At 67.4% G+C, this 26029-nt stretch carries 27 protein-coding genes and 3 tRNA genes; 11 read left to right on the top strand and 19 right to left on the bottom strand.

Features of this window, described 5'->3' with window-relative positions:
* Positions 1-184 precede the first annotated feature (184 nt).
* From J2852_RS02610 to J2852_RS02590, 5 genes are all read left to right on the top strand, one after another.
* Positions 185-261, top strand: a tRNA-Arg gene (locus tag J2852_RS02610).
* A gap of 171 nt (positions 262-432) precedes the next feature.
* Positions 433-519: transfer RNA gene (locus tag J2852_RS02605), tRNA-Leu, on the top strand.
* Between the two features lie 38 nt (positions 520-557).
* Positions 558-633 (top strand) — tRNA-Ala (locus J2852_RS02600).
* Between the two features lie 166 nt (positions 634-799).
* On the top strand, positions 800-1204 hold the full coding sequence (locus J2852_RS02595; protein WP_209870427.1) for a hypothetical protein: 405 nt from the start codon (positions 800-802) through the stop codon (positions 1202-1204).
* Positions 1205-1392: 188 nt separating this feature from the next.
* Complete coding sequence (locus J2852_RS02590; RefSeq protein WP_209870424.1) at positions 1393-2574, top strand: glutathionylspermidine synthase family protein; 1182 nt, start codon at positions 1393-1395, stop codon at positions 2572-2574.
* 112 nt (positions 2575-2686) lie between these two features.
* On the opposite strand, the gene J2852_RS02585 is transcribed toward J2852_RS02590, so the two are convergent.
* Complete coding sequence (locus tag J2852_RS02585; RefSeq protein ID WP_209870421.1) at positions 2687-2908, bottom strand: hypothetical protein; 222 nt, start codon at positions 2906-2908, stop codon at positions 2687-2689.
* A 133-nt stretch (positions 2909-3041) separates the two neighbouring features.
* The gene (gene phaR, locus J2852_RS02580) at positions 3042-3671 is read right to left on the bottom strand and encodes a polyhydroxyalkanoate synthesis repressor PhaR (RefSeq protein WP_209870418.1); all 630 of its coding nucleotides are present in this window, start codon (positions 3669-3671) and stop codon (positions 3042-3044) included.
* Between the two features lie 570 nt (positions 3672-4241).
* On the opposite strand from phaR, the gene J2852_RS02575 reads away from it, so the two are divergent.
* The 3 genes from J2852_RS02575 (at position 4242) to phbB (ending at position 7600) form a co-directional block, all read left to right on the top strand.
* Positions 4242-5492, top strand: coding sequence for an alpha/beta fold hydrolase (locus J2852_RS02575; protein ID WP_209870416.1), 1251 nt, complete (start codon positions 4242-4244; stop codon positions 5490-5492).
* A 111-nt stretch (positions 5493-5603) separates the two neighbouring features.
* On the top strand, positions 5604-6779 hold the full coding sequence (locus J2852_RS02570; protein ID WP_209870414.1) for an acetyl-CoA C-acetyltransferase: 1176 nt from the start codon (positions 5604-5606) through the stop codon (positions 6777-6779).
* A gap of 98 nt (positions 6780-6877) precedes the next feature.
* A complete protein-coding gene (gene phbB / locus J2852_RS02565; protein ID WP_209870411.1) occupies positions 6878-7600 on the top strand; it encodes an acetoacetyl-CoA reductase in 723 nt (240 codons plus the stop codon).
* A 498-nt stretch (positions 7601-8098) separates the two neighbouring features.
* Here phbB and J2852_RS02560 read toward each other — a convergent pair whose 3' ends face one another.
* The 3 genes from J2852_RS02560 to J2852_RS02550 all read right to left on the bottom strand — a co-directional run bounded on the left by J2852_RS02560 (position 8099) and on the right by J2852_RS02550 (position 10816).
* The gene (locus tag J2852_RS02560; RefSeq protein ID WP_209870408.1) at positions 8099-8497 is read right to left on the bottom strand and encodes a hypothetical protein; all 399 of its coding nucleotides are present in this window, start codon (positions 8495-8497) and stop codon (positions 8099-8101) included.
* Between the two features lie 18 nt (positions 8498-8515).
* A complete protein-coding gene (locus J2852_RS02555) occupies positions 8516-9772 on the bottom strand; it encodes an MFS transporter (RefSeq protein ID WP_209870405.1) in 1257 nt (418 codons plus the stop codon).
* A 114-nt stretch (positions 9773-9886) separates the two neighbouring features.
* Positions 9887-10816, bottom strand: coding sequence for a LysR family transcriptional regulator (locus J2852_RS02550; RefSeq protein WP_209870395.1), 930 nt, complete (start codon positions 10814-10816; stop codon positions 9887-9889).
* 97 nt (positions 10817-10913) lie between these two features.
* On the opposite strand from J2852_RS02550, the gene J2852_RS02545 reads away from it, so the two are divergent.
* Positions 10914-11387 carry an NUDIX hydrolase gene (locus J2852_RS02545; RefSeq protein ID WP_209870391.1) on the top strand — a complete coding sequence of 158 codons (474 nt, stop codon included), beginning with the start codon at positions 10914-10916 and terminating at the stop codon, positions 11385-11387.
* Here J2852_RS02545 and J2852_RS02540 read toward each other — a convergent pair.
* Both J2852_RS02540 and ychF read right to left on the bottom strand, forming a co-directional pair.
* Positions 11350-12201, bottom strand: coding sequence for an EAL domain-containing protein (locus J2852_RS02540; protein WP_209870388.1), 852 nt, complete (start codon positions 12199-12201; stop codon positions 11350-11352). The two genes, J2852_RS02545 and J2852_RS02540, sit on opposite strands and share 38 nt — an antisense overlap.
* Before the next feature lie 189 nt (positions 12202-12390).
* Positions 12391-13491 carry a redox-regulated ATPase YchF gene (gene ychF / locus J2852_RS02535; RefSeq protein WP_209870385.1) on the bottom strand — a complete coding sequence of 367 codons (1101 nt, stop codon included), beginning with the start codon at positions 13489-13491 and terminating at the stop codon, positions 12391-12393.
* Positions 13492-13775: 284 nt separating this feature from the next.
* On the opposite strand from ychF, the gene J2852_RS02530 reads away from it, so the two are divergent.
* Positions 13776-14402 carry a class I SAM-dependent methyltransferase gene (locus J2852_RS02530; RefSeq protein ID WP_209870374.1) on the top strand — a complete coding sequence of 209 codons (627 nt, stop codon included), beginning with the start codon at positions 13776-13778 and terminating at the stop codon, positions 14400-14402.
* A gap of 102 nt (positions 14403-14504) precedes the next feature.
* On the opposite strand, the gene pth is transcribed toward J2852_RS02530, so the two are convergent.
* The 12 genes from pth to J2852_RS02470 all read right to left on the bottom strand — a co-directional run bounded on the left by pth (position 14505) and on the right by J2852_RS02470 (position 25561).
* Positions 14505-15080, bottom strand: a complete 576-nt coding sequence (gene pth / locus J2852_RS02525; RefSeq protein WP_209870371.1) for an aminoacyl-tRNA hydrolase — start codon at positions 15078-15080, stop codon at positions 14505-14507.
* A 69-nt stretch (positions 15081-15149) separates the two neighbouring features.
* Entirely contained in the window at positions 15150-15755 is a 606-nt protein-coding gene (locus J2852_RS02520; RefSeq protein WP_209870369.1) for a 50S ribosomal protein L25/general stress protein Ctc, read from the bottom strand.
* 157 nt (positions 15756-15912) lie between these two features.
* A complete protein-coding gene (locus J2852_RS02515) occupies positions 15913-16848 on the bottom strand; it encodes a ribose-phosphate pyrophosphokinase (protein ID WP_209870366.1) in 936 nt (311 codons plus the stop codon).
* Between the two features lie 193 nt (positions 16849-17041).
* On the bottom strand, positions 17042-17461 hold the full coding sequence (locus J2852_RS02510; RefSeq protein WP_209870363.1) for a bacteriohemerythrin: 420 nt from the start codon (positions 17459-17461) through the stop codon (positions 17042-17044).
* Between the two features lie 145 nt (positions 17462-17606).
* Positions 17607-18377, bottom strand: a complete 771-nt coding sequence (gene pgeF, locus J2852_RS02505) for a peptidoglycan editing factor PgeF (protein ID WP_209870360.1) — start codon at positions 18375-18377, stop codon at positions 17607-17609.
* A gap of 146 nt (positions 18378-18523) precedes the next feature.
* On the bottom strand, positions 18524-19639 hold the full coding sequence (locus J2852_RS02500) for a class I SAM-dependent methyltransferase (protein WP_209870357.1): 1116 nt from the start codon (positions 19637-19639) through the stop codon (positions 18524-18526).
* On the bottom strand, positions 19636-20439 hold the full coding sequence (gene lgt, locus J2852_RS02495) for a prolipoprotein diacylglyceryl transferase (protein ID WP_209870355.1): 804 nt from the start codon (positions 20437-20439) through the stop codon (positions 19636-19638). The genes J2852_RS02500 and lgt overlap by 4 nt, the downstream gene beginning before the upstream one ends.
* Before the next feature lie 32 nt (positions 20440-20471).
* Positions 20472-21458 carry an ADP-glyceromanno-heptose 6-epimerase gene (gene rfaD / locus J2852_RS02490; protein ID WP_209870352.1) on the bottom strand — a complete coding sequence of 329 codons (987 nt, stop codon included), beginning with the start codon at positions 21456-21458 and terminating at the stop codon, positions 20472-20474.
* A gap of 270 nt (positions 21459-21728) precedes the next feature.
* Positions 21729-23432, bottom strand: a complete 1704-nt coding sequence (leuA, locus tag J2852_RS02485) for a 2-isopropylmalate synthase (protein WP_209870349.1) — start codon at positions 23430-23432, stop codon at positions 21729-21731.
* 322 nt (positions 23433-23754) lie between these two features.
* Positions 23755-24477, bottom strand: a complete 723-nt coding sequence (locus J2852_RS02480) for an LrgB family protein (RefSeq protein ID WP_209870346.1) — start codon at positions 24475-24477, stop codon at positions 23755-23757.
* The gene (locus tag J2852_RS02475; protein ID WP_209870343.1) at positions 24474-24836 is read right to left on the bottom strand and encodes a CidA/LrgA family protein; all 363 of its coding nucleotides are present in this window, start codon (positions 24834-24836) and stop codon (positions 24474-24476) included. The genes J2852_RS02480 and J2852_RS02475 overlap by 4 nt, the downstream gene beginning before the upstream one ends.
* Before the next feature lie 80 nt (positions 24837-24916).
* Positions 24917-25561, bottom strand: coding sequence for an alpha/beta hydrolase (locus tag J2852_RS02470; RefSeq protein ID WP_209870341.1), 645 nt, complete (start codon positions 25559-25561; stop codon positions 24917-24919).
* 192 nt (positions 25562-25753) lie between these two features.
* Between J2852_RS02470 and J2852_RS02465 the strand changes: the two genes are divergently transcribed.
* Positions 25754-25960 carry a hypothetical protein gene (locus J2852_RS02465; protein ID WP_209870338.1) on the top strand — a complete coding sequence of 69 codons (207 nt, stop codon included), beginning with the start codon at positions 25754-25756 and terminating at the stop codon, positions 25958-25960.
* The last annotated feature ends 69 nt before the right edge of the window (positions 25961-26029 follow it).

Below are 26029 nucleotides of genomic sequence, written 5' to 3'. Positions count from 1 at the left end.
AGCGCGCGCTTTGGAAAAGGGCGGCGGTTCTGCCATGCGTTTTTTACAAGGGAAGCTGATCGTATGTCGGGTGCCGGTGTGAAATGGGCGAGGGCTGCGCCCGGATGAATTTTCGGCGAGATGCCCTCATTTAAGGGTTTGCTCTCCGTGAAAGCTTCGGCTATGGTGCGCGTCCGCTGTCGCTGGACCCGTAGCTCAGCTGGATAGAGCGCTGCCCTCCGAAGGCAGAGGTCATGAGTTCGAATCTCGTCGGGTCCGCCACAACGCTGAATTTTCTCAAGGGCTTAGCCACCGCCGTGGCTGGGCCCTTTTGCTTTTCGGCCCTCTCCGAACGGTTTTGCAAAAAAGTGACGGACCTATGTCGATTTTGCTTGAGCGCCTATGCCAGCCCGGCTATACGAACGGCCCGCGCCACCCAGAACGACGCGGGACGCGCTTGTGGCGGAATTGGTAGACGCGCTAGGTTCAGGTCCTAGTGGCTGAAAGGCCGTGGGGGTTCGAGTCCCTCCAAGCGCACCAACACCTTACCAGTGTTGGGGCTGTATAGAGATGAACGTGGGGCCATAGCTCAGCTGGGAGAGCGCTACAATGGCATTGTAGAGGTCAGGAGTTCGATCCTCCTTGGCTCCACCATCTCTCCTCCCTCCGGCGTGATGCCGGAACCATTTTCCGAAAATTTGATCCAAAATTCCCGGCGATTTCGAAATCGAAGGGATTAACCCCTTGGATCCTGTGGTCTCCGAGCGGTGACCGACGGATAATTGACCGTCGAAACAAAAAATCCCCCGGAGCGCGTGCCATGTCCAGACGAATGGAAGTCGGGTTGAGGACGCTTGTCCTCGCGATCCATGAAGAGGCGACGATCACCGCGGCGGCCAAGGGGCTGACCGGTGCGCTGGCGCAGCTGGCCGCCTTGCGGGAAACCGCCAGCCTCGCGTCGGGGCAGGCCGGGCGCGCGGTCGGCGAGGAAGAGGTGATGCGCATCGTCCTGAACGCCCGCCGCGTTCGCCAGACGCGCGCCGAGGCCCAGGCAACGACTGCGGGGGCGCTGACCAAGGCGGCGACCAAGGCGGCGGTGGCGACGGCAAAGGCCGGGACGGCGCAGGAGGCGTCCGATAACCCCGTGCCCGTGCGGGTGAGGCGGCGGCTGGCGCCACTGGCGGTGCGGTCGCTGACCCGGAACTTGCCTGCAATCGTGCGTTGATGATCCGCCCCGTGGTGTGAAGATGGGGCGGTGGAGGGGCGCGTCGTGTGAGATCATCCTTATGAAATCACAGGGCCGCCCCCGGAACGGGCTTGTGCTGAAGCGATTGCGCCGCAATGATCGCGCCCCACCGGCGGTCCCATCGCCGGCCTCCCTCAAGGACTGATCCCGGCGGCCCGGAATCCGAAATGCGCAGAGTGACGACGAAACCTCGGGCGGACTGGCGTCCGGGGCTCCGCAAGTATCCCTTCGGCGTGCGCGCGATGAACGCCGGCGCGCCGTGGCGCGAGGATGTCCGCTATGAATTTTCCGCTTCCCAGATCGACCTGATCGAAAGCGTCGCCGACGAGCTGCACGCGATGATCCACGAGGCCGTGCGCGCCGCCGTGGAGGGCAAGCTGTTCGCCCAGTTGGGCATTCGCGGCGAGGTCGCGCGCCTGCTGGAAGCCTCCTGGTCCGACTATTGGGCCGGCGGGCGGCTGAACGAGCGCGCGGGCGCTCTCGTCGGGCGGCTGTCGCTGGCCTATGACGGGCGCGATTCCGTCAAGCTGCTGGGCTGCAACTACGACACGAGCGAGGGGTTGTTTGCCGCCTCCATCGTCCAGCGCAACTGGCGCGAGGCGCTGGCCGCCGACGCCGACCAGTTCAACGGCCTGCATGAGGGGCTGGTGGAACGTTGGGAAGAGCTGGCCACCGGCCTGCACAGCCGCGCCCGCGTCCATCTGGCCTGCGCCACCCCCGACCCGATGCGCGAGGGCGAGCTGGTCTATCTGGCCGCCACAGCGGCGGAGGCCGGCATCGACACGCATCTGCTGCCCTTGCAGAGCCTGGGCTGGGACGGCCGCCGCTTCCTCGACGACGAGGGGCAGACGGTGGCGTGGCTGGCGAAGATCTACCCGTGGCAGGGCTTGGCCGAGGATGCCTTCGTGCACAAGCTGCGCTCCGGCGGAATGAGCGTGCTGTCGCCGCTGTGGTGCTGGCTGATGTCGAACCATGGGCTGCTGGCGCTGCTGTGGCACCTCTACCCGCAGCACCCGAACCTGTGCCGCGCCGCCTTCGATCCGGCCGACCTGGGCGGGTGCGATTCGGTGACGGTGCGCAGCCTGTTCGGGTTGGACGACGCGGCCCAGTGCATGACCGTGCAGGGGCAGGTGGTGTCGGACACCGGGGCGGCGGACAGCCTGAATGGGAGCGGTTTGGGCGGCAGCGTGTGGCTGGAAACGCCGCCGATCTTCGAGGACGAGGGCATGCACGCGGTGCTGCACGCCTGGATCGTCGGGGACAAGTGCCTGGGCATGTCGGTGCGCGAATCGGAAGACCCGCGCGTCGGCCCGGACGCGGCGATGGTGCCGCATCTGTTCAGGGGGTAGGGGAGTATTGCCCCCTCCCTAACCCTCCCCCGCTTCGCAGGGGAGGGGACTGTCGCTGTCTTTCCCTTCACCGCAGGAAGTGGCAGAGGGAGGGGGCAAGCGCCTTCGGGAGCTACTGGCCGCGTCCCGGCGCGAAGGGGTTGGGCAGGCGGGGGCCGAAGGCTTCCTTGCGGGCTTCGCGCCACGCGATGTCGTTGCCGCCGCTGGCGGAGGTGGACACGTCCACCACCTGGCTCTGGTGCCGCAGCCAGCCGCGCAGCTTCTCCTCGAAGCGGCTGGCCTCCTGGGCGTCGGCGACCTCCAGCTGCATCGTCACGCACAATTCCGTCTTCATGGCTGATCCTCCCGGTTGACCGTGGGTGCCTGTCAAACAGCCGAAGCGGAGAGTGGTCGCGCGCAAAGGAAAAGGGCGGGGAAATCCCCGCCCTTCAGGAAACGTCCTTTGGAACCGTGACGGCCGGATGGGCTCACTTGCCCTCGGGCTTGGTCGGCTTGGCAGTCGGCTTGGCGATGCTGGCGATCTGCTTCTGCAACTCGTCAATCTGCTTCTGCAACTCGTCGAAGGTGTGCTCGCCGGCGGCCGGAGCGGGCGGCTTGACGAAGGGCTGCGGCTGCTCCTGGCCTTCCTCGCCGGGGCCGAAGGGGGAGAACATGCGCATGGCCCGCTCGAACATCGCCATGTTCTGCTTGCCCACCTCTTCCAGCCGGCCGAATGGGAACATGCCGCCCAGCGTGTTCTGGAAATAGTCGCGCATCTGCTCCTGGTTCCGCGCGAAGGACTGCATGGAGTATTCCAGGTAGCTCGGCACCATCCACTGCATGTTGTTGCCGTAGAAGCCGATCAGCTGGCGCAGGAAGCTGATGGGGAGCAGGTTCTGGCCCTTGCTCTCCTCTTCCACGATGATCTGGGTGAGGACGGAACGGGTGATGTCCTCGCCGGTCTTCGCGTCGTAAACCACGAAATCCAGGCCGTCCTTGACCATCTGGCAGAGGTGGTCAAGCGTCACGTAGCTGCTGGTCGCGGTGTTGTAGAGCCGCCGGTTGGCGTACTTCTTGATCGTGATCGGAGCGGACTTCTGGTCTTCCTTGTCGGCCATCGCGGTTTCTTTCAAGAAAGGACGTTCGGCGGAAATGATTCAGATATAAGCATCTACTCGAACGTTTGCACGGTGTCCAGTGCCGTACCGCCGCAGAGCGACGACGGCCCGGGGCGCGCCCGGTTTTGCAGTTTTGTGGACATTTCCGAACGGGGTAACACGATGCTGGTCAAGGCGGCGGCGCACCACCTATACTGATGGTCATGGCCGATTCGTCCGACCCCGACATTCCTTCCCTGGAAACGCTTGCGCAACGGTACCTCGACCTGTGGCAGGAACAATGGGCGGCAACCGCCGCCGATCCCGAAACGGCGGACGCGTTGGCGCGGCTTTTCCAGATGATGGGGCAGGGGGCCGCGGCGGTCGCGCCCTTCATGTTCGGTCCGGGCGGGTTCGCCTTCGCGAGCACGCCGGGCACCGGCTGGAACCCGAATCCGCCCCCCGATCCGTCGCCGTACCATACATGGCCGCAACACACCGGGCCGCAACACACCGGACCGCAACACCCAAGGCCGCAGCCTTCCACGACGCCGAAGCCGCCGGACGCGCCGCCGCCCGCGGGAGGGGCGCATGAGCCCGGCCGCACAGAGGGCACGGCCCCGGCTGGGCCCGCGTCCGCTGGCGCTGCATCTGGCGACGGTGATCCCCACGTTGCTCAGCTCCTCCGCAGGATTGCCGCACTTGAGGAACGGCTCGCTGCCGTGGAGGGCGGAACTGAAGGGCCGGGCCGCGGAACTGCGGGCACTGGTCGGCCGAACCGACGCCGACGGATTCGGTAAGGCGGTCGACCGCGAGGTTCGGCGCCAGCTCGACCTGTTCCTGACCGGGCTGGAACGGTACCGGCACCATCCCTACCGGCGCGACCTGCCGGACCCGCCCGTGCTGTGGGCGGAGGGTGCGACGCGCGTTCTGGATTATGGCGGCCCCGATCTTGGAGGCGGTCCGGGGGGCTCCGGTGTGCCGGTGCTGTTCGTGCCGTCGCTGGTCAACCGGCATTACATATTGGATCTGTCTGAGCGCAAAAGCCTGATGCGCTGGCTGGCGGGGCAGGGGCTGCGGCCTTTTCTGGTGGATTGGGGAACGCCCGGCCCGCTGGAGCGGCGGTTCACCCTGACCGACTACATCGCCGGGCGGCTGGAGCGCGCGCTGCTGGCCGTCGTGGAGGCGACCGGGCGGCCGGTCCCGGTGGTCGGCTATTGCATGGGCGGGCTGCTCGCCACCGCGCTGACGCTGCGCCGGCCGAAGGAGGTTGCGGCGCTGGGGCTGATGGCGACGCCCTGGGACTTCCACGCCGAGGACGCCGGGCTGGCGCGCCGGGCGGCATCCTTCTTCCAGCCCTACGGCCCGCTGGTGGAGGCCTGGGGGGAGTTTCCGGTGGACGCGCTGCAGGCGCTGTTCGCCCAGCTGGACCCCATGATGGCGCTGAAGAAGTTCAGCCAGTTCGCCCGCATGGACCCGGACAGCCGCGCCGCGTTGTCCTTCGTGGCGCTGGAAGATTGGCTGAACGACGGGGTGCCTTTGGTGGCCGCCGTGGCCCGCGACACTTTGGCCGGGTGGTACGGGCGCAACGACACGGCGCGCGGCAACTGGCTGGTCGCCGGCCTGTCCGTCGATCCGGCCCGCGTCACCGTGCCCACTTTGGCAATGATTCCCGAGCGCGACCGCATTGTTCCGCCGTCTTCGGCAATAGCGTTGGCAAGAACAATACCTAGAGCTCAAATGATCAGGCCCGCCTTGGGCCATATTGGCATGGTGGTAAGCGCTGGGGCAGAGACCGGCATATGGCGCCCCCTGGCCGATTGGCTTATTGCCGCAGGATAACCCCAGCCTGTCAGGTGTCTTGCATTGGGCGAAAGGCGCGCCTAAGGTCAATCCGACTCCCAGCGTCACTCTAACTCGATAATAAAACTGTCAAATCCGAGGAGCGTCAACATGACCGAAGTTGTCATCGCCGGTGCTGCGCGTACTCCCATCGGCAGCTTCAACGGGGCGCTCAGCTCCGTCCCCGCCCATTACCTGGGCGAGGTGGCGATCCGTGAAGCGCTCTCCCGCGCCAAGACCGAAGCCGGCGAGGTGAACGAGGTGATCCTGGGCCAGATCCTGACCGCCGGTCAGGGCCAGAACCCGGCTCGCCAGGCCGCCGTCAACGCGGGCATCCCGGCCGAGGCGACCGCCTTCGGCATCAACCAGCTCTGCGGTTCGGGCCTGCGTTCGGTCGCGCTCGGCTATCAGGCGATCCGCAACGGCGACGCCGACATCATGGTCGTCGGCGGCCAGGAGAGCATGAGCCAGGCCCCGCACGTCATGCACCTGCGCAACGGCGTGAAGATGGGCTCGGCCGAGATGCTCGATACCATGCTGAAGGACGGCCTGTGGGACGCCTTCCATGGCTATCACATGGGCAACACCGCCGAGAACGTCGCCCAGAAGTGGCAGCTGACCCGCGACGAGCAGGACGCCTTCGCCGCCGCGTCGCAGCAGAAGGCCGAGGCCGCCCAGAAGGCCGGCCGCTTCAAGGACGAGATCATCCCGGTCACCATCAAGGGCCGCAAGGGTGACATCATCGTCGCCGACGACGAATACCCGAAGCACGGCACCACGGTGGAATCGCTGGCCAAGCTGCGCGCGGCCTTCGCCAAGGACGGCACGGTGACCGCCGGCAACGCGTCGGGCATCAACGACGGCGCCGCCGCGCTGGTGCTGATGACCGCCGACAACGCCGCCAAGCGCGGCGTCGCTCCGCTGGCCCGCATCGTGTCGTGGGCGACCGCCGGCGTCGATCCGGCGATCATGGGCACCGGCCCGATCCCGGCCTCCCGCCTCGCCCTGCAGAAGGCGGGCTGGAAGCACGAGGATCTGGACCTGATCGAGGCGAACGAGGCTTTCGCCGCGCAGGCTCTGGCCGTCAACAAGGACCTGGGCTGGGACACCAGCAAGGTGAACGTCAACGGCGGCGCCATCGCGCTCGGCCATCCGGTCGGCGCCTCGGGTGCCCGCGTCCTGACGACGCTGCTGTTCGAAATGCAGAAGCGCGACGCCAAGAAGGGCCTCGCCACCCTGTGCATCGGCGGCGGCATGGGCATCGCCCTCTGCGTCGAGCGGGGCTGATGTGAAAAGCGGGCCGCTTCCCTCACGGGAGCGGCCCGCTTCGTAAGAGCACGTAGAAGACTACAAACAAGTCCACACACACTTTGGGGGAGGAGCCAATGGCTCGGGTTGCAGTTGTCACCGGTGGTACGCGCGGCATCGGCGAGGCGATCTCGGTCGCGCTGAAGAACGCCGGCTATCTTGTCGCCGCGAACTACGCGGGCAACGATGAGAAGGCCAAGGAATTTTCGGCCCGCACCGGCATCGCCGTCTACAAGTTCGACGTGTCCGATTTCAACGCCGTCAAGGAAGGCATCGCCCAGATCACGGCCGATCTCGGCCCGGTCGACGTGGTGGTCAACAACGCCGGCATCACCCGTGACGGCGTGCTGCAGCGCATGACGCCCGAGCAGTGGAACGACGTCATCGCGACGAACCTCACCTCCTGCTTCAACCTGTGCCGCAATGTCATCGACGGCATGCGCGAGCGCGGGTTCGGCCGCATCGTCAACATCGGCTCGGTGAACGGTCAGGCCGGCCAGTACGGTCAGGTGAACTACGCCGCCGCCAAGTCGGGCATCCACGGCTTCACCAAAGCGCTGGCCCAGGAGGGTGCGGCCAAGGGCATCACCGTGAACGCCATCGCGCCGGGCTACATCGACACCGACATGGTGCGCGCGGTGCCGCCGAACGTGCTGGAGAAGATCGTCGCCCGCATTCCGGTCGGCCGTCTCGGCAAGGCGGAAGAGATCGCCCGTGGCGTGCTGTTCCTGGTTGGCGACGACGCCGGCTTCATCACCGGCTCGACCCTGTCGATCAACGGCGGTCAGCACATGTACTGATCGGCGCACGCTGATCGGTCTTTGGGGAACGTTCGCGAAGCCCCTCTCCGGGAGACCGGGGAGGGGTTTTGTTTTGCCCCCTCCCTAACCCTCCCCCGCCCTTGGCGGTGGAGGGGGTTGCGGCGGAGTTCCCTCTCCCGCGTAGCGGGGGAGGGCTAGGGAGGGGGCTTCACGCTCAAAAAGCGAAACCCCCGCTCGGTTGGCGGGGGTTTCAGCGGGCGATCTTAGGAGCCCGCAATTGCAATGCCGTTTTCACGGCGAAATCTCAGAGATGTCTGGCCGAATAGGTCGGCTTCCTCAAGTAAGCGCCGGTGGACTCATGAGCTTCTCACCCTCCTGTCTACGGGAACACTTGCCTTGCAGTGCAGCTGGCTTTTGCCAACCTGAAGCGGAGCTTTCCGCGTCTTCACCTCAACCAGTTTTGCTCTGAGAGGTAGCGTGCTCCTACTTGAGGGGGCTGTCAAGACCTTCTTCGCGGGGTATTCGCGTCGGTCACATTCAGTTGCGGAACTGGAAGGCGACCGGGCGCTTGTCGTCCAGGGAGACCACCGCGCAGCCGCCGAGCGCCGGGCCGATGGGAAGCTCGCCAAGCGCGGTGACCGCGCCGGCTTCCTTGAGACGGCCGACAAAGCCGGAACCGTCCGCCTTGGCGACCCAGGCGAAGGGGATCCAGGTCTGGCGCACCGGCTCGCCGCCGGCTTGCACCACGGCGGCGAAGGCGGTGGCGCTGGGCGTGCCCGGCGGGAAGACGGCCAGCACGGTGCCGGCGTCCTCCTCGTTCAGGGCGGCCTGATTCAGCGTCACGCCCATCACCGCCAGCCAGACCGCGACCACCGCCGCGCCCAGCGCGAGGGCGAAGCCGTGTCCGATGATGGGGGTGTTGGGCGTGTCGCTCATGGCACGGTATCCTGAGGGTCAGGCCTTGGCTTCGGAGGTTGCCAGGGACGGCGCGGGCTTCTCGTCGATCGGCCAGTTGACGGCGGCCGAGGCGAGGGCGAGCGCCACGCTGGCCCACCAGACGATGTCGTAGGAGCCGGTGCGCTCGTACAGCACGCCGCCCAGCCACACGCCGAGGAAGCCGCCGACCTGATGGCTGAGGAAAGCGAAGCCGTAGAGCATGCCGAGGTAGCGCGTGCCGAACATCAGCGCGACGAGGCCGGAGGTCGGCGGCACTGTGGACAGCCACAGCAGGCCCATGGCGGCGGCGTAGAGGATCACCGTCACCGGCGAGATCGGCACCAGGATGAAGGCCGCCGTGCACAGGCCGCGCAGGGTGTAGTTGGCGCACAGCAGGTAGCGCTTGCTGACCTTGCCGCCCAACACGCCGGAGCTGTAGGAGCCGATGACGTTGAACAGGCCGATCAGGGCCAGCGCCCAGGAGGCGAGGCTGGGGCTGATGCCGGCGGCGGTCAGGTAGGGCGGCAGGTGCGTGGTGATGAAGGCCAGCTGGAAGCCGCAGACGAAGAAGCCGGCGACCAGCAGGACGTAGCTGGGATGCTTGAAGGCCTGCCGCACGGTGGCGGCGAAGCCGATGTCGGCGCCGGTGACCGTGGGCGCGTTCTTGCCGCCGCCGGTTCCGATGAAGGACGAGGCCAGCAGCGGGATCATCAGCATCGAGGCGCCGAGCAGCACCAGGGCCGTCTGCCAGCCGTAGGCGGAGATGAAGGCCTGCCCCATCGGCGCGAACAGGAACTGCCCCATGGAGCCCGCCGCCGTGGCGATGCCCATGGACCAGGACCGCTTGTCCGCTGGGACGATGCGGGCGAAGCCGGCGATGACGATGCCGAAGGAGGCGCCCGCCAGCCCGAGGCCGATCAGCAGGCCGGCGCTGAAATGCAGCATCAGGTGCGTGTCGGCCACCGACATCAGGGCGAGGCCCAGCGCGTAGAGAATGCCGCCGCCGGCCAGCACCGGGGCCGGGCCGTAGCGGTCGGCCAGCGCGCCGGCGAAGGGCGTGCCGATGCCCCACAGCAGGTTCTGGATGGCGATGGACAGGGCGAACACGTCGCGGCCCCAGCCGTGCGCGGTGGGCAGCGGACCGGTGAACAGGCCCATGCTGGAGCGCGGCCCGAAGGCGAGCATCGCGATCAGGCAACCACAGGCGATGACGAATCCCGGTGTCTGCCAGGAACGCTTTGCGGCGGCTCGGCCCGCCGGGGTGCTGGTGCTCAAGGTTTCCTCCTGTATGGCCCGTCCATTATGGCTCGCTGTTGCCGAGCGGCGGAGCGGGTTTTGGCACGATAGGGCCGGTCGGGGCGCCCATCAAATTCATAATGGGAAATCGTATTATTCCGCTGCGGAATGGAACGGCATGGGGGAGGGGACCGGCGTGGCGAGCTGGTCGCGCAGGCTGCTCTCCAGCCGGTCGAACACGGGGCCGATCCGGCCGGTGAAGCGGGCGCGGACCAGCCAGACCGACACGGTCAGCGAAAATTCCGGGATGTCCACCGTCCGGACCTGTGCCGCGTGCGGGGTGGAGGCGATCAGGCGCATGGGCGCCAAGCCGAAGCCGACGCCGCGCGCCACAAGCGAGATCAGCAGGGTCTGGTCGAACGCCTCGATGGTGACGTTCAGCGGCAGGCCGTGGCGGGCCAGCGCGTGCGTCATGGCGTGGCGGTACTTGCAGCCGTCCGGTTGCAGGACCCAGCCGACGGCGTTCATGGCGGGCAGGGTCAGCGGCTCCGGCCCGCAGGCTTCCCTGGACGCGATGATGTGCACCGGTTCCTGGGACACGCGGATGCCGACGAGATCGTCCGGCGGAAGCTGCCCGTCGACCAGCAGAACCAGCGCGCCGTCCAGCGTGCCGTTGCGGACCTGCTCCATCAGCGGCGTGCTCCAGTCCGAATGCAGGCGGACGGCCAGGTCGGGAAAGGTCGCGCGCAACGTGTCCAGCGGCCGGTGCGCGGCCAGCGAGGTCAGCACATGGGCGACGCCGAGGCGCAGCATGCCCCTGGGCGCCGCCGCGCCGGCGAAGGCGTCGGACAGATCGTCGGAGGCCTTCAGCACCCGCCGCGCGTGGGCCAGCGCCAGTTCGCCGTCGCGGGTCAGGGCGAGCGGCTTGGTCTGGCGGTCGAACAGGGTGACGCCCAGCTCGGCTTCCAGGCGCTGGATCAGGCGCGACACCGCCGATTGCGTCAGGCCCAGCCGGTTGCCGGCCTCCTGCACCGATTGCGCCTCCGCCACCGCGACGAAGGTGCGGATCTCGTTGAGCTTCATGGCGCCGGTCCGATCATCTGTCCGTCCGATCATCTGTCCTCTGGCGCCCGACTCTCCGCCTGGGTTAGCGTCGGGTCAAGCGCAACGAGGGATTCCCATGACCGCCCAGTCCGATGCCGAACCCGTCGTCGACCGGTCCAGCCGCGAGTATCCAGACCGCCCCTGGGTGGGGGTGGGCGTCATCGTGTGGCGGGGGGAACGGGTGCTGCTGGTTCGGCGCGGCCGGGCGCCCCGGCTGGGGCAATGGAGTCTGCCGGGCGGGGCGCAGCACGTCGGCGAGACGGTGTTCGAAACGGCGGTGCGCGAGGTGCTGGAGGAAACCGGCCTGCATGTGGTGCCGACCGAGGTCGTCACCGTGGTGGACGCCATCACGCCGGACGCGGCGGGGCAGGTGCATTTCCACTACACCATCGTGGAGGTGGCGGCGGAGTGTCCGGAGGGCGAGGCGGTCTGCGCCGACGACGCGCTGGAGGCCTGCTGGGCGACGGTGGAGGAGGTGGCGGAGCTGACGGAGTGGGACGAGACCCAGCGCGTCATCCGCCTGTCCGCCGCTCGGCGAGCCGCTGGATGAAGTCCGGGATCTCGGCGTCCGGCAGCGGCCGGGACAGCAGATAGCCCTGGATGCGGTCGCAACGGTAGGCGCGCAGGAACAGCAACTGATCCTTGGTCTCCACGCCTTCCGCGATGACCTGAAGGCCGAGCGCGTGAGCCAGCGCGATGATGGCGTGCACGATGGCCGCCGCGTCGCGGTCCTCGACCATGGCCTGGGTGAAGTGCTTGTCGATTTTCAGCGCCTCCACCGGCACCCGGCGCAGCAGCGACAGCGAGGAATAGCCGGTGCCGAAATCGTCCAGGACGAGGCGCACCCCGGCGCCGCGCAGCTGGGTCAGCACCTCGCGCGACGAGCCGCTGTGTTCGAACAGGGCGGTTTCGGTCAGTTCCAGCTTCAGGTTGGCGGCGGGCAAGCCGGTTTCCGCCAGAATGCCCAGCACCCGGCGGGCAAGGCCCGGATCGTCGAGCTGGCGGGCGGAGACGTTCACCGCCACCGGCACGTCGGCGATGCCGTCGCGCATCCAGCCGGCCGCCGTCTCGCAGGCGCGGCGCAGTGACCATTCGCCCAACAGATGGATGGCGTCGCTGGTTTCGGCCATGGGGATGAAGACGTCGGGCGGGATGACCGTTCCATCGTCCAGACGCCAGCGCGACAGCGCCTCGAAGCCGGACAGGCGGCCGGTGTGCGCGTCGGCCTGCGGCTGGTAGGCGAGCCGCAATTCGTTGCGGTCGATGGCCTCGCGGATGCGATCGGAGAAGGCGCCCGGAATCTCGCTCGATTCCAGCGGGCCGAACAAGCCGGCCTCGGTGATGGCCTTGTGGTTCGCCGCCATAGCCCCCTCCAATCCCCTACCAAGGCGACAACAGCCGAGTCAGGGTTTTGTTAACCATATTTCAGGGGTAGTTAAGCGGTTTTGTCGTGATTGCGAAAGAGTTAACGATCTATGCCCTGGTGATAAGAATGGGGCGCACTCCCCCTTTCTGGAGGGAATGCGCCCCAAAAGAACCGAGGCCTTGCGGACTCAGACGTTGAAGCGGAAGTGGAAGATGTCGCCGTCCTGGACGACGTATTCCTTGCCTTCCTGCCGCATCTTGCCGGCGTCCTTCGCACCCTGCTCGCCGCCGAGAGTCGTGTAGCTCTCGAAGTCGATGGTCTCGGCGCGGATGAAGCCGCGCTCGAAGTCGGTGTGGATGACGCCCGCCGCTTCCGGGGCCTTGGCGCCACGGCGCACGGTCCAGGCGCGGGCCTCCTTCGGGCCGACGGTGAAGAAGGTGATGAGGTCGAGAAGCTGGAAGCCGGCGCGGATCAGCTTGTTCAGGCCGGTCTCCTCAAGGCCGAGGGACTCCAGGAACTCCTTCTTCTCCTCGGGATCGGAGAGCTGGGCGACCTCGGACTCGATGGCGGCGGAGATGATGACCATGCCGGCCTTTTCGGCCTTGGCCTTCTCCGCGACCTTTTCCGTCAGGCTGTTGCCGGTGGCGGCCGAGGCCTCCTCGACGTTGCAGACGTACAGCACGGGCTTGGCCGTCAGCAGCATGAACTGCTTGAAGACCGGCTTCTCCTCCTCGCTGACCTCGACGACGCGGGCCGGCTTGCCGTCCTGAAGGACCTTCAGGGCGCGCTCCATCAGGTCGGCCTTGATCTTGGAATCCTTGTCGCCGCCCTTGGCCTTCTTCTGGAGGCTGGTGAGCTGGCGCTCCAGGCTTTCCATGTCGGCCAGCATCAGCTCGGTCTCGACCACCTCGGCGTCGCGCAACGGATCGACGTTGCCTTCCACGTGGGTGACGTCGTCGTCCTCGAAGCAGCGCAGGACGTGGACGATGGCGTCCACCTCGCGGATGTTCGCCAGGAACTGGTTGCCGAGGCCTTCGCCCTTGGACGCACCCCGGATCAGGCCGGCGATGTCCACGAACTCCAGCTGGGTCGGGATGATTTTCTGCGACTTGGCGATTTCCGCCAGCTTGTCCAGGCGCGGGTCAGGCACGCCGACGCGGCCGACGTTCGGCTCCTTGGTGCAGAAGGGGAAGTTGGCCGCCTCGGCCGCCTGGGTGGCGGTCAGCGCGTTGAACAGGGTCGACTTGCCGACGTTCGGCAGGCCGACGATGCCGCAATTGAAGCCCATGGGTTCGGTTGCTCGCCGTCGGAATTTCGGGATTTGCGGCGCTTTATCCTACGCATGGGCGCAAAGAGCAAACGGGAAGTGGGGGAGGTGCCCCCGCGACGCCCCGTTGCGCGGGGGAATAAGCCGGAATCCGAGTGCGATGCGCGCCGGTTCAATCATGACGCGTTCTGGGCGGAAGCCTTTTGCCGGGTTGAGGTGGCGTTCCACGACCGCTGCTGGCGGCGTAAGTCGGGCAGCACGCAAAACTGGTGGTCGGCCTCCATCCAAGTTGATATAGAAAACCCATGAGGTTCGATGACGTCTACCGCCCGTTCCAACGGTACTTTCGCAACAAGCGAATGCGCCAGTTCTGCGACTTGTTCGGCATCAAGGATGCGGACCGCATCGTTGATGTCGGCGGGGGCATCTACAATTGGACGCTGATCGAGCAGAGGCCCGCGGTTCTCATCGTCAACATCAATGTGGAGACGCGCCAGGTCGGCCGTTTCCCGATCATGAAGGGGGATGGCCGGAACCTGACCTTTCCGGATAACAGCTTCGACATCGCCTATTCGAACTCGGTGATTGAGCATGTCGGCGGCTGGAGCGATCAGAAGCGCTTCGCCGAGGAAATCCGGCGGGTGGCGCCCCGCTATTACGTGCAGACGCCGAACCGCCGCTTTTTCATCGAACCGCATCTGTTCGCCCCGTTTCTTCATTTCCTTCCCCGCCGTCTGACGCGCCGCCTGGTGCGATGGTGCAGCGTGTGGGGATGGACGGAGCGGCCGGATCAGGCGCGCGTCGACCGTGAACTGGACGGGACGGTGCTTCTGGAAGAACGGCAGATGCGGGAACTGTTCCCGGACGCAGTCATCCTGCACGAGCGGGTCGCCGGATTCAGCAAATCCATCATCGCCGTGAAGTGTGACTGAAGGGCAGCGGGTCGGTGTCGGCCGCGTCCCTCCGGATGTCGATAGGCGTCGGCGCAGCCTCGGCTGCTCAAGCGCCGATCATGCAAAAGCCAGTCTGCGCGCTTACTTGGCGGGCTGGGTCGCCAGCGTGACCTTGTTCATGAAGTTTTCGGGCTGACCCTGCGCCATCAGGGGGAAGGCGTCGGCGACCGCATCGATCAGTGGGTCGAGCCAGCTCTGGTCGGCCTTGGCGAAGTCGTGCAGCACGTAGCCGCTGACCTGATTCTTGTCGCCGGGATGGCCGATGCCCAGGCGGATGCGCCAGTATTCCTTGCCGATGTGCGAATCGATGGAGCGCAGGCCGTTGTGCCCGCCGTGCCCGCCGCCCTTTTTGACGCGGATCTTGCCGGGGGGCAGGTCCAGTTCGTCATGGATGACGACGATGTTCTCGGGCTTCAGCTTGAAGAACTGAAGGGCGGCCACGACCGATTGGCCGGACACGTTCATGTAGGTCAACGGCTCCAGCGCCAGAACCTTGTCGCCGCCGACGGTGCCCTCGGCGGTCTGGCCCTGAAAGCGCTTGCGCCAGGGGCTGAAGCCGTGGCGGCGCGCGATCTCCTCGACCGCCATGAAGCCGATGTTGTGCCGGTTGCGCGCGTACTCCGCGCCGGGGTTGCCCAATCCCACCAGCAGCAGCATGTCCCAGATCTCCGCAAAAATGAAACAGGGGGCCGAAGCCCCCTGCTTTAAACGTCGGCGTACCCCGGATTAGGAGGCGGCCGCACCCTCGGCTTCCTCGGACTTCAGGCCCGACGGAGCGACGATGGTGGCGATCGTGAAATCGCGGTCGGTGATGGTCGAGGTCACGCCTTCCGGCAGGGTCACCGCCGAAATGTGGATCGACTCGCCGACGTCGAAACCCTCGCACGAAATGGTGATCTGCTCGGGGATGTTGTCGGCCGCGCAGGTCACGTCCAGCTCGTGGCGGACGATGTTCAGCACGCCGCCGCGCTTCAGGCCCGGCGACTTCTCCTGGTTGACGAACTCGACCGGAACCTGGACGTGGATGCGGGTGTCGGCCGACACGCGCAGGAAGTCCACGTGCAGCGGCACGTCGGTGACCGGGTGGAACTGAACGTCGCGCGGCAGGACGCGGTGCGTCTGGCCGTCAACGGTCACGTCGAACAGGTGCGTGAAGAAGCCCGGCGCGTGCAGGACGCGGTCGAACGCGAACTTCTCGAGCGAAATGGTGAGGGGAGCCTGCTTGCCGCCGTAGATGACGGCCGGAACGCGGCCCTCACGACGAGTCTGGCGGGCGGTCCCCTTGCCGGCCCGAGCGCGCGCTTCGGCGCTGAGCGGAACGATCTGAGTCATGGAATGCTCCTCAAACGGAAAAAAGCGCCAGCCTCCAGGGGTGCTGACGCGTGGGCGCGGTCATTAAGCCAATCGGGGCGCCGCGTCAAGGGGAGTCCAAACGAAAACGGAGCGGCCGAAGCCGCTCCGCTCGTTTCTCGTGCTGGAACCTGTCGTTTTACGAGAACAGGCTCGACACCGAACGCTCTTCGCTGATGCGCATGATGGCTTCGGCGATCAGCGGGGCGATGGTCAGCTGGCGGGTGTTGCGGGACACGCGCACGGCCTCGGTCGCCTGGATGCTGTCGGTGGTGACCAGCTGCTCCAGCGGGGAGACGGCCACGCGGGCGACGGCACCGCCGGACAGAACGCCGTGCGTGCAGTAGGCGTGCACCGACTTGGCACCCGCGTCCATCAGCGCGACCGCGGCGTTGCACAGGGTGCCGCCCGAGTCCACGATGTCATCCAGCAGGATGCAGCGGCGGTTCTTCACGTCACCAATGATGTTCATCACCTCCGACACGCCGGCGCGCTCGCGCCGCTTGTCGATGATGGCGAGATCGGCGTCCAGGCGCTTGGCCAGCGAGCGGGCGCGCACCACGCCGCCGACGTCCGGCGACACCATGGTCACTTCACCGACGTCGCTGAAGGTCGCGCGGATGTCCTTCTCGAACACCGGGGCGGCCATCAGGTTGTCCGTCGGGATGTCGAAGAAGCCTTGGATCTGGCCCGCGTGCAGGTCCATCGTCAGCACGCGGTTGGCGCCGGCCTGGGTGATCAGGTTGGCGACCAGCTTGGCCGAGATCGGCGTGCGGGGACCGGTCTTGCGGTCCTGACGCGCGTAGCCGTAGTAGGGGATGACCGCCGTGATGCGCCGGGCCGACCCGCGACGCAGCGCGTCGATGGTGACCAGCAGCTCCATCAGGTTGTCGTTGGCCGGGAACGACGTCGACTGGATGACGAACACGTCCTCGCCGCGCACGTTCTCCAGGATTTCGACGAACACCTCCATGTCCGAAAAACGGCGGATGCTCGCTTTGGTCAGCGGCACGCCGAGACAGGTGGAGATGGCCTCGGCCAGCGGACGGTTGCTGTTGCCGGCAAGCACCTTCATCGCAGTCGGCTCTCTCTGCAGGGAAACGGTTTCAGGGCAACCATCGGCCCTATGCCGACGCCGCCCCTTGAAAACGGGCCGGACCATAACAAAGGGTCGTGGCCGTGTAAACGTTCCATGACAAGCCGTTCAACAGGCCATGGAAGCCCGGCGTTGCGTTCCCCGCATACCGCCCGTCCGCATACCAACGGTCTCACCGCACGCCGAATTTCGCGAGGTGCGTCTTCAGGCGCAGGTCGGCCTTCGCGAAATGGTCGAAGAACCAGAATTGCAGCAGCTCGTCCGCCTTGCTCTTCGTGTAGGCGAAGGTGAAGGCCGACTCGCGGGCCTCCACCTGCATGATGATCTCGCCGAGAATCTCGGCCAGACGGCGGTGCTGGGCACGGTGTTCGGCCAGATGCGGGTATTTGATGGAGGCCAGCACCCGCTCCTCCCGCGCGAAATGGCGGGTGGAGACGGTGCGCAGTTCCTCCAGGATGGACAGGGCCTCGTCGCGTTGCTCCTCCTCGCCGGGAAGGTCCACGAAGCGGCGAATCAGATCGTGCTGATCCCGGTGGTCGGTGTCGAGGCCCCCATGGTCGAGGACCATCTCGTCGCGCCAATCGAGCAACATGCCGGTCCTCCTCCGAAATGCGCCTGCCCCGGTAATGCTTGCGGCGGACGTATTCTTACCCGAATTGCGTTCGAGTGCAATCAATCCGCTCAACAAACATTGCCCGGAGGAGCGATGTCGGCCGAAGGGGCTTAGCCTTGAAGGCTCATTGCCCCTGCAAAAGGATGGCGGAAAGGCCGCGGCCGTAATCCTTCTCGCCGCGCAGGCAGGAGCGGCGGTAGCTGAAGAAGCGGTCCTCCTCGGCCAGCGTGTCGTTGGGGCAGCGTTGGACCACCTCCACGCCCGCGTTGCCGAGGCGCCGGGTGACGTAGCCGGGCAGGTCGAACAGGAAATGCCCCTCCTTGCGCGACGGCGCGAAGAAGTCGCGGTTTTCCGGCGATTCCTCCAGGAAGGGGGTGGGGAACTCCGGCCCGACCTCGTAGGAGCGCTGGGCGATGCAGGGGCCGATCGCGGCGACGATGCGCGACGGCTTGGCGCCGAGCGCCGCCATCGCCTTGACGGTGGCCTCCAGCACGCCGCCCTTCGCACCCTTCCAGCCGGCGTGGGCGGCGCCGATCACCTTCGCCTTGGCGTCGGCGAACAGCACGGGCGCACAGTCGGCGGTCAGGATGCCCAGCGCGATGCCCGGCACCTTGGTGACCATGGCGTCGGCCTGCGGGGCCTTGTCCTGGGTCCAGGGCTCGGTCACCGTGATGCAGGTCGGGCTGTGCACCTGGTAGCAGCTGATGAGCCGCTCGGGCGGCAGGTCGAGCCGAGCGGCGGCGCGCGCCCGGTTTTCCGCGACGGCGGCCGGGGCGTCGCCCGACCCGAAGCCGACGTTCAGCGAGGCGTACAGCCCCGTGGACACCCCGCCCGCGCGTGTGAAGAAGGCGTGGCGGATGTGGGTGATTTCGTTCAGCGCGCCAAGCGTGATCACAACCCTGTCCCTTTATTGACCCTGTCTCTTTTCTTAAAGCGGATTTTCATCCGCTTTGGACCGCGATGGCGGTCCCGGCCGCACGTGCGGCCGAAGCCCGGCCGGCACATGAGGCCATATGAATCTAAAGCGAATGCAAATTCGCTTTAGAGGGCCTCGAAGCCGGCCGGCGCCCCCCGGCCGGGGGAGGTCAGCGCGAGGACCTTGAACAGGGTGCCCATTTGATCGGGTGCGATCAAGCGGTTGAGCGCGGAGTCGATGTCGGCGGCCTGCTTCCGCGTGGCGGTGCGCTTCAGCGCGTCGGCGCGCGGGCCGATGCCGAGGCTGGTCAGCCACGCGCCTTGGTCCACAGGGCCGAAGGCGTCGGCGCCGCCCTCGCGCGCGGCGGCGGCGATGGAGGCGAAGTCTACATGGGCGGTCAGGTCGGCCTCGCCGGGCGAGTCGAGCACCGGGGCGAAGGCGTGCTTCCGGAGCGCCTGAAGCGTGTCGCCGACGGCGGGGCCTTGGGGGTAGCCGTAATCGATGATGATGGCCGTGCCGGGAGCGGTCGCGATGCGCTGGCCGATCAGGCGGGCGACGGATTGGGACGCCGGGGAGACCTCGACCACGCTGCCCTCCGGCGCGTCGCGGAGCGAGTCGGGGACGAGTCGCGAACCGGAGCTGCCGAAGGCTTCCAGCACGAAGCGGAAGCGGGGGGCATCGGGGGGCGATTCGGGATCGACGTCGATCAGCCGCTCGAACCAGCCGTGGTTGGTCTTCTGGATCTGGCGGATGGGAAGGGCGTCGAAGAACTCGTTGGCGATGAGGAGGGTCGGGCCGTCCGGCACGTCCTCCAGCCGGTTGTGCCACGTCACCGGGGTGTCGCCCAGGGTGGCGCGCTGGCGGGCGCGGAGCGTCGGGCTGGTCTCGACGAGGTGGACCTGGGCGGCGTCGCGGAAGGCGGGGACGAGCGCGGCGGCGCGCAGCGCGTCCTGCATCAGCGTGCCGCGACCGGGGCCGAGTTCCACGAGATGGAAGGGCGCGGGCCCGCCGAGGCGCGCCCAGCTGTCCACGCACCACAGGCCTACCAGTTCGCCGAACATCTGGCTGATTTCCGGCGCGGTGGTGAAGTCGCCGGACACGCCGAACGGGTCCTGGCGCATGTAGTAGCCGAAGCGGGGGTGACCCAGCGCCTCGCCCATGAAGGCGGCGACGGACAGCGGGCCGTCCAGCAGGATCCGGGCGGCGAGATGGTGGGCGAGGGTGTCCGCGCCGTCGCTCATGCCACGACCGTCCGGCGGGCGCGGGCGACCAGCCACAGGCCGAACAGGACCATCGGCAGCGACAGCAGCTGGCCCATGGTGGCCCCGGCGAACAGGAAGCCAAGCTGCGGGTCGGGCTCGCGGAAGAACTCCACGATGATGCGCGACAGGCCGTAGCCGATGAAGAAGAGGCCGGCGACCGTGCCCGGCCGCTCGCGCACGGCGGGAAGGCGCACGGCGATGGCGAGCACGACGAACAGCACGGCGCCCTCCAGAGCGGCCTCGTAGAGCTGGCTCGGGTGGCGGGGCACCTGCATCGGATCGCGCGGGAAGACGATTGCCCACGGCACGTCGGGCGCCGCCCGGCCGTAGAGTTCGCCGTTGATGAAGTTGGCGATACGGCCGAAGAACAGCCCGATGGGTGCGGCGGCGGCGATCAGGTCGCCGAACGCGAAGGGCGAGATGCCCCGTCGCAGGGAAAACAGCAGGATCGCCAGGATGACGCCGAGCAGGCCGCCGTGGAACGACATGCCGCCGTGCCAGACCATCAGCGCGTCCAGCGGGTTCTGGAGGTAGAAGGGCAGGTTGTAGAACAGCACGTAGCCGATGCGCCCGCCCAGGATCACGCCGATGACCGCCCAGGTCAGGAAGTCGTCGAAATCCTCCGCCGAGGGGCGGCCGGGGTTGGTGCGCGCCAGATGCAGGCAGTAGCGCCAGCCCAGCACGAAGCCGGCCAGATAGGCCAGCGCGTACCAGCGGATGACGATCGGCCCCAGTTCGAAGGCGACCGGGTCGAGGGCGGGAAAGGCTAGGGCGAGCATGCGGGCTCCCGGCGCTTATTTTTGGGGTGTGGTTAGCGGTACGGGTCGGGTTGGGTGAGGAAGTCCTGGACGTAGCGGCGCACACCCTCTTCCAGCGTCGTGAAGGGCTGGGTGAAGCCGGCGGCGCGCAGGCGTTCGGTCCTGGCCTCGGTGAAATACTGGTACTTGCCGCGCAAGACCTCCGGCATGTCGAAATACTCGATGCGCGGAGGCTGGCCGAGGGCGGCGAAGGTGGCGAGCGCCAGATCCTTGAAGCTGCGCGCCTGCCCGGTGCCGACGTTGAACAGGCCGTTGACCTCCGGGTTGTCGAGCAGCCACAGCATCACGGCGACGCAGTCGTCCACGTAAATGAAGTCGCGCAGCTGCCCGCCGTCATCGAACTCCGGGCGGTGCGATTTGAACAGGCGCGCCGGTTCCCCGGCCTGGAGCTTGGGCGTCAGCTTGGCGACGACGCTCATCATGTCGCCCTTGTGCTGCTCGTTCGGGCCGTAGACGTTGAAGAACTTCAGCCCGGCCCACTGCGGCGGGGCCATGTCGCCCTCGGCCAGCACGCGGGCGACGCGGCGGTCCACCAGATGCTTGGACCAGCCATAGGCGTTCAGCGGGCGGAGATTGGCCAGGGCTTCGGGAGAGCCGTCGTCGTCGAAGCCGGCCGAGCCGTCGCCGTAGGTCGCGGCGGAGGACGCGTAGATCAGCCGGGCGCCGCGCCACGCGCACCACTTCCACAGGTCCAGCGTCAGGGCGACGTTGTTGGCGACGATCTTGTCCACGTCGCGCTCGGTCGTGGCGGACACGGCGCCGAGGTGGAAGACCACGTCGATTTCGGCCGCGTTCTGATCGAGGAAGGCCAGCGTGTTTTCGGGCGGGACGAGGGTCGCGACCTCGCGCTTGGCAAGGTTCTGCCATTTCTCGCCATCGCGGAAACGGTCGATCACCGCGACGTTGGTGATGCCGCGCGCCGCCAGGGCTGCCACGAGGTTGGAGCCGATGAAGCCGGCGCCGCCGGTGACCACGATCATGCAGGGCTATCCTTACCGCCGGTCGGACATGAAGGGCGTCAGGCCCTTATAGGGGGCGGGAAGGGGCGCCGCAAGGTGGGGTGGGGAAGTTGATGCGGCGGGCCCCCATCCCGGCCTTCCCCCACCTTTGGCGGGGGAAGGAGATAAAAGCCCTCCCCGCCTCTCGCGGGAACTTCGTTCCCGCTGACGGCGTCAGGCGAATGCCGTGGCATTCGCTGAGAGCCGAAGGTGGGGGAGGGTTGGGTGGGGGCTCGTTTGCCGGCGCTTTTCTTACTTCGCGGCGCGGTTCGCGGCGCTGACCAGGGCGCGCAAGGACGCCGTCACGATGTCCGGGTCGATGCCGACGCCGAACAGAGTGCGGTCGTCCGCCGTCTTCACCTCGACATAGGCCGCCGCCTGGGCGTCCTCGCCTTCGCCGACGGCGTGTTCGCGGTAGTCCACCACGTGCAGGTCCAGCTTGCAGTCCTGGCGCAGCGCGTCCAGGAAGGCGTCGATGGGACCGTTGCCCTTGCCCTTGATGGTCGCTGCCTTGCCGTCGCGCTTGACCACGGCGGTCAGGGTGCGCGGGCCGGAGTTGGGGCCGCGCGGCTCGGTGCCGTGCTCGATCAGGGCCAGCGGGGCCTCGGCGTCCAGATACTCGGCCTTGAAGGCGGCGTGGATGTCGGCGGGCGACAGCTCCTTGCCGGTCTCGTCGGCGATGCGCTGCACGATCTTGGAGAACTCGATCTGCAGGCGGCGCGGGATCTGGAAGCCGTAGTCCTTCTCCAGCACGTAGGCGATGCCGCCCTTGCCGGACTGGCTGTTGATGCGGATCACCGCCTCGTAGGAACGGCCCAGGTCCTGCGGGTCGATGGGCAGGTACGGGACCTCCCATTTGCCGTGGTTGGACTTGGACAGCGCCTTCAGGCCCTTGTTGATGGCGTCCTGGTGCGAGCCGGAGAAGGCCGTGAAGACCAGCTCGCCGGCATAGGGGTGGCGCGGGTGCACGGGCAGCTGCGTGCAGTATTCCGACACGCGCACGACCTCGTTGATATCGTCGATGGACAGGCCCGGATCGACGCCCTGGGTCAGCAGGTTCAGCGCCAGCGTGACCACGTCCACGTTGCCGGTGCGCTCGCCGTTGCCGAACAGCGTGCCCTCGACGCGGTCGGCGCCAGCCAGCATGCCCAGCTCCGCCGCCGCGACGCCGGTGCCACGGTCGTTGTGCGGATGCAGCGAAATGATCGCGCAGTCGCGGTTCTTCAGGTTGCGGCAGAACCACTCGATCTGGTCGGCGTGGATGTTCGGGGTGGACATCTCCACCGTCGCCGGCAGGTTCAGGATGACGCGGTTCTGCGGGGTCGGCTCCCAGACCTCCATCACCGCCTCGCAGATCTCCAGGGCGAAGTCCAGCTCCGTCCCGGTGAAGCTCTCCGGCGAATATTGCAGGACGATCTCGGTCTCCGGATGCTCGGCGGCCAGCTGCTTGACCAGCTTGGTGCCGGCGACGGCGATGTCGATGATGCCCTGGCGGTCCATGCCGAAGACGACGCGGCGCTGCAGCTCCGAGGTCGAGTTGTACAGGTGCACGATGGCGCGCTTGGCGCCCTTGATGCCCTCGAAGGTGCGGCGGATCAGCTCCTCGCGCGACTGGGTCAGCACCTGGATGGTGACGCCGTCGGGGATGCGGCCCTGCTCGATCACTTCACGGCAGAAGTCGAAATCGGTCTGCGAGGCGGCGGGGAAGCCGACCTCGATCTCCTTGAAGCCCATGCGCAGCAGCAGGTCGAACATGGCGCGCTTGCGGTCGGCGCCCATCGGCTCGATCAGCGCCTGGTTGCCGTCGCGCAGGTCCACCGAGCACCACATCGGCGCCTTGTCCAGCGTGCGGTTCGGCCACTGGCGGTCGGTCAGCTTGACGGGGGCGAAGGGGACGTACTTCTCGTGCTTGCCGGCGTTCTGGGCGGCGGCGGTGTTCGGGGCAACGTGGTTCATGGCGCTTCTCGATTTCCCTTGGGGCGTGTCTCGTGTCGTGAGTGACCGGCGCGGATACGGTCGCGGAGCTGCCGGGCGGGCTCAGCGACCGTTGCTAAGTCGCAGCCCCGGCCCCGGCCGGGAGACACGCATCCGGGAGACACGCTGTGTGCAGTGGGCGCTCATGGGAAAAATACACTTCGACCGGAAAAAGGGTAGGCGAACGCAGACGACCCGGACGCTCAAAGCGCCGGGTTGATAAGTCGCAGAAGGGCGTTCGTGTGGTCGAAGTGGATCATGGCGCGTACTCTGCGCAGGCAGAGACCGTGTGTCAAGGTAGGATTCACCCAAAAATCAGCCGGTAGAGGATCGGCAGGAGGATGGCGGTCGCCAGGCCGTTCAGGCCCATGCCGAGGCCCGCGAAGGCCCCGGCCACCTCGTTGACCTGAAGGGCGCGGGCGGTGCCGATGCCGTGCGCGGCCACGCCCATGCCGAATCCGCGCGCCCGCCAGTCCTTCACCCGAATCAGGTTCAGCACCCAGGTGCCCAGCGTCGCGGCGATGATGCCCGTCAGGATGACGAACACGGCGGTCAGGGACGGCAGGCCGCCGATCTGTTCCGACACGCCCATGGCGATGGGGGAGGTGACGGACTTCGGCGCCAGCGAGAGCAGGGTGGGCATGGAACCGCCGAAGGCCCAGGCGATGGCGACGGCGGTCAGGGCCGACGCGGCGGAGCCGACCAGCAGCGCCACGATCATGGCAAGGGCCGAGCGGCGCACCTGATGGAACTGGTTGTAGAGCGGAACGGCCAGCGCCACGGTCGCCGGGCCGAGCAGGAAATGGACGAACTGCGCGCCCTCGAAATAGGTGCGGTACTCGACGCCGGTGACGCTGAGCACGGCGGCGAGGAGAAGCACGGCGATCAGGACCGGGTTCAGCACCGGGCGGCGGCCGAACCGTTCGAAGATCCACAGGCCGATCTGGTAGGCGACCAGCGTCAGGGTCAGGCCGGCGAGCGGGCTGGCCGACAGGTAGACCCAGATTTCGCGGAAATCGGCGCTCATCGCGTTCCCTCCCCGTCGGTTTTGGAGCGGCGCAGCAGCGCATTCATCACCCAGGCGGTGATCGCCACGCCGAACAGCGTGCTGCCGAACAGGGCGGCGGCGATGGGCAGCGCCTCGGTGCCCAGCCGCTCCGCGTGGGTCATCACGCCGACGCCGGCCGGCACGAACAGCAGCGACAGGTGGCGCAGGATGCCGCCCGCCGTTTCCTGAATCGGGGCCGGAACGCCGCCGCGGATCAGCAGGCCGATGAACAGGAACACCATGCCGATGACCGGCCCCGGCACCGGCAGATGCAGCAGGCGCGCGAGCAGCTCGCCCGCCAGTTGGCAGAGGAGAAGGATGGTGAGGGTGCCGAGCATGGGCGGGGACTCCGGAGGTGGTCGCCGAGGGCCGTCACCCTAACCCTCCCTTCGCGAGCGGGGGAGGGGAGAGCTATGCGTCAGACGGCCAGCAGCTTTCCCCTTACCCAGTCGCGCACCTCGCGGCAGACGGCCTCGGCGGTTTCGTCCAGGCAATGGCTGGCGCCGGGCATCAGGACCAGCCTCTTGGGCTCGTTGGCGAGGCGGTGGACGTGGATGGAGCACATCGGGGCCAGCACCTCGTCGGCCTCGCCGTGCACCAGCAGGACCGGGCAGCTGAGGTCCCGCACCGGGTCGGTGCCGTAGCCCTGGGTCGCCAGCGTCACCACCGTGCAGACCGCGCCCCGGTTGGAGGCGGCGGCCTGGATCACCGCCGCTCCGCCGAAGGAATGGCCGATCAGCGCAACATGGTGGATGCCCTGCCGGCCGAGGAAGGTGAGGCCGACGAGGATGTCGTGCACCGCCTCCTCCAGGTCGCGCGGGTTGCGGAAGCGCAGGCGCAGCGAGGCGATGCCCTCCTTCGTCAGATCCTCGGCCAGGCGGGGGTAGAGTCCGCGTGCCGGCGTGTCGAAACCACCGCCCACGCCGCCGACCCAGATGGCGCCCAGCGCCGAGCCTGGAGATGCGTAGTAGCGCGCCTCGACCGCGCCCCGGTCGGTGTCCAGGCGGACGGGTTGGTAGCCCTCCTCCGAGCGCTCGCCGATGTCGGCGGTCAGAAGCGGCATGAAGCTCCTCCTGTTGACGACTCTCGACATCGGTAACACGGGATGCCGGGTCGGAGTTGCCGCCGCGTCCCGGTTGGAGGGTGAGGCGGGATTCCTCGGCGCCGATCAGGACGCTCCCGTCGCTTGCCTGTTGTCCCTGACGCGGCCGGCGCCGGAAGGGCCGGTCGCCGCAACTAAGACTGGAGGATTCCCATGACCCGCAGCAACCGCGACACCGAACAGGAGAAGCACCAGACCGGCGGTCCCGGCAAGGCGGCGAAGGCCGGGCACGTCGATCCGGACAAGGCCACCGGCAACAAGCCCGGCCAGAACCAGTCCGGTTCGCAAGGGCGGGAGCGCGGCTCGGGCTCCGGCGGTTCGCGCGGCGCGTCGAAGGAACAGCGCGACCGGAACAACTAGGCGCCCCGCGCTCCCTCGCCCCGGAGGGAGCGCGGGACAACGCCGCCGCCCGGCTGTTGCAGTCAGGCA

The organism is Azospirillum soli (assembly GCF_017876165.1).
In the GTDB taxonomy this organism is placed as follows: domain Bacteria; phylum Pseudomonadota; class Alphaproteobacteria; order Azospirillales; family Azospirillaceae; genus Azospirillum; species Azospirillum soli.
This window is presented reverse-complemented; position numbering and strand designations above follow the sequence as displayed.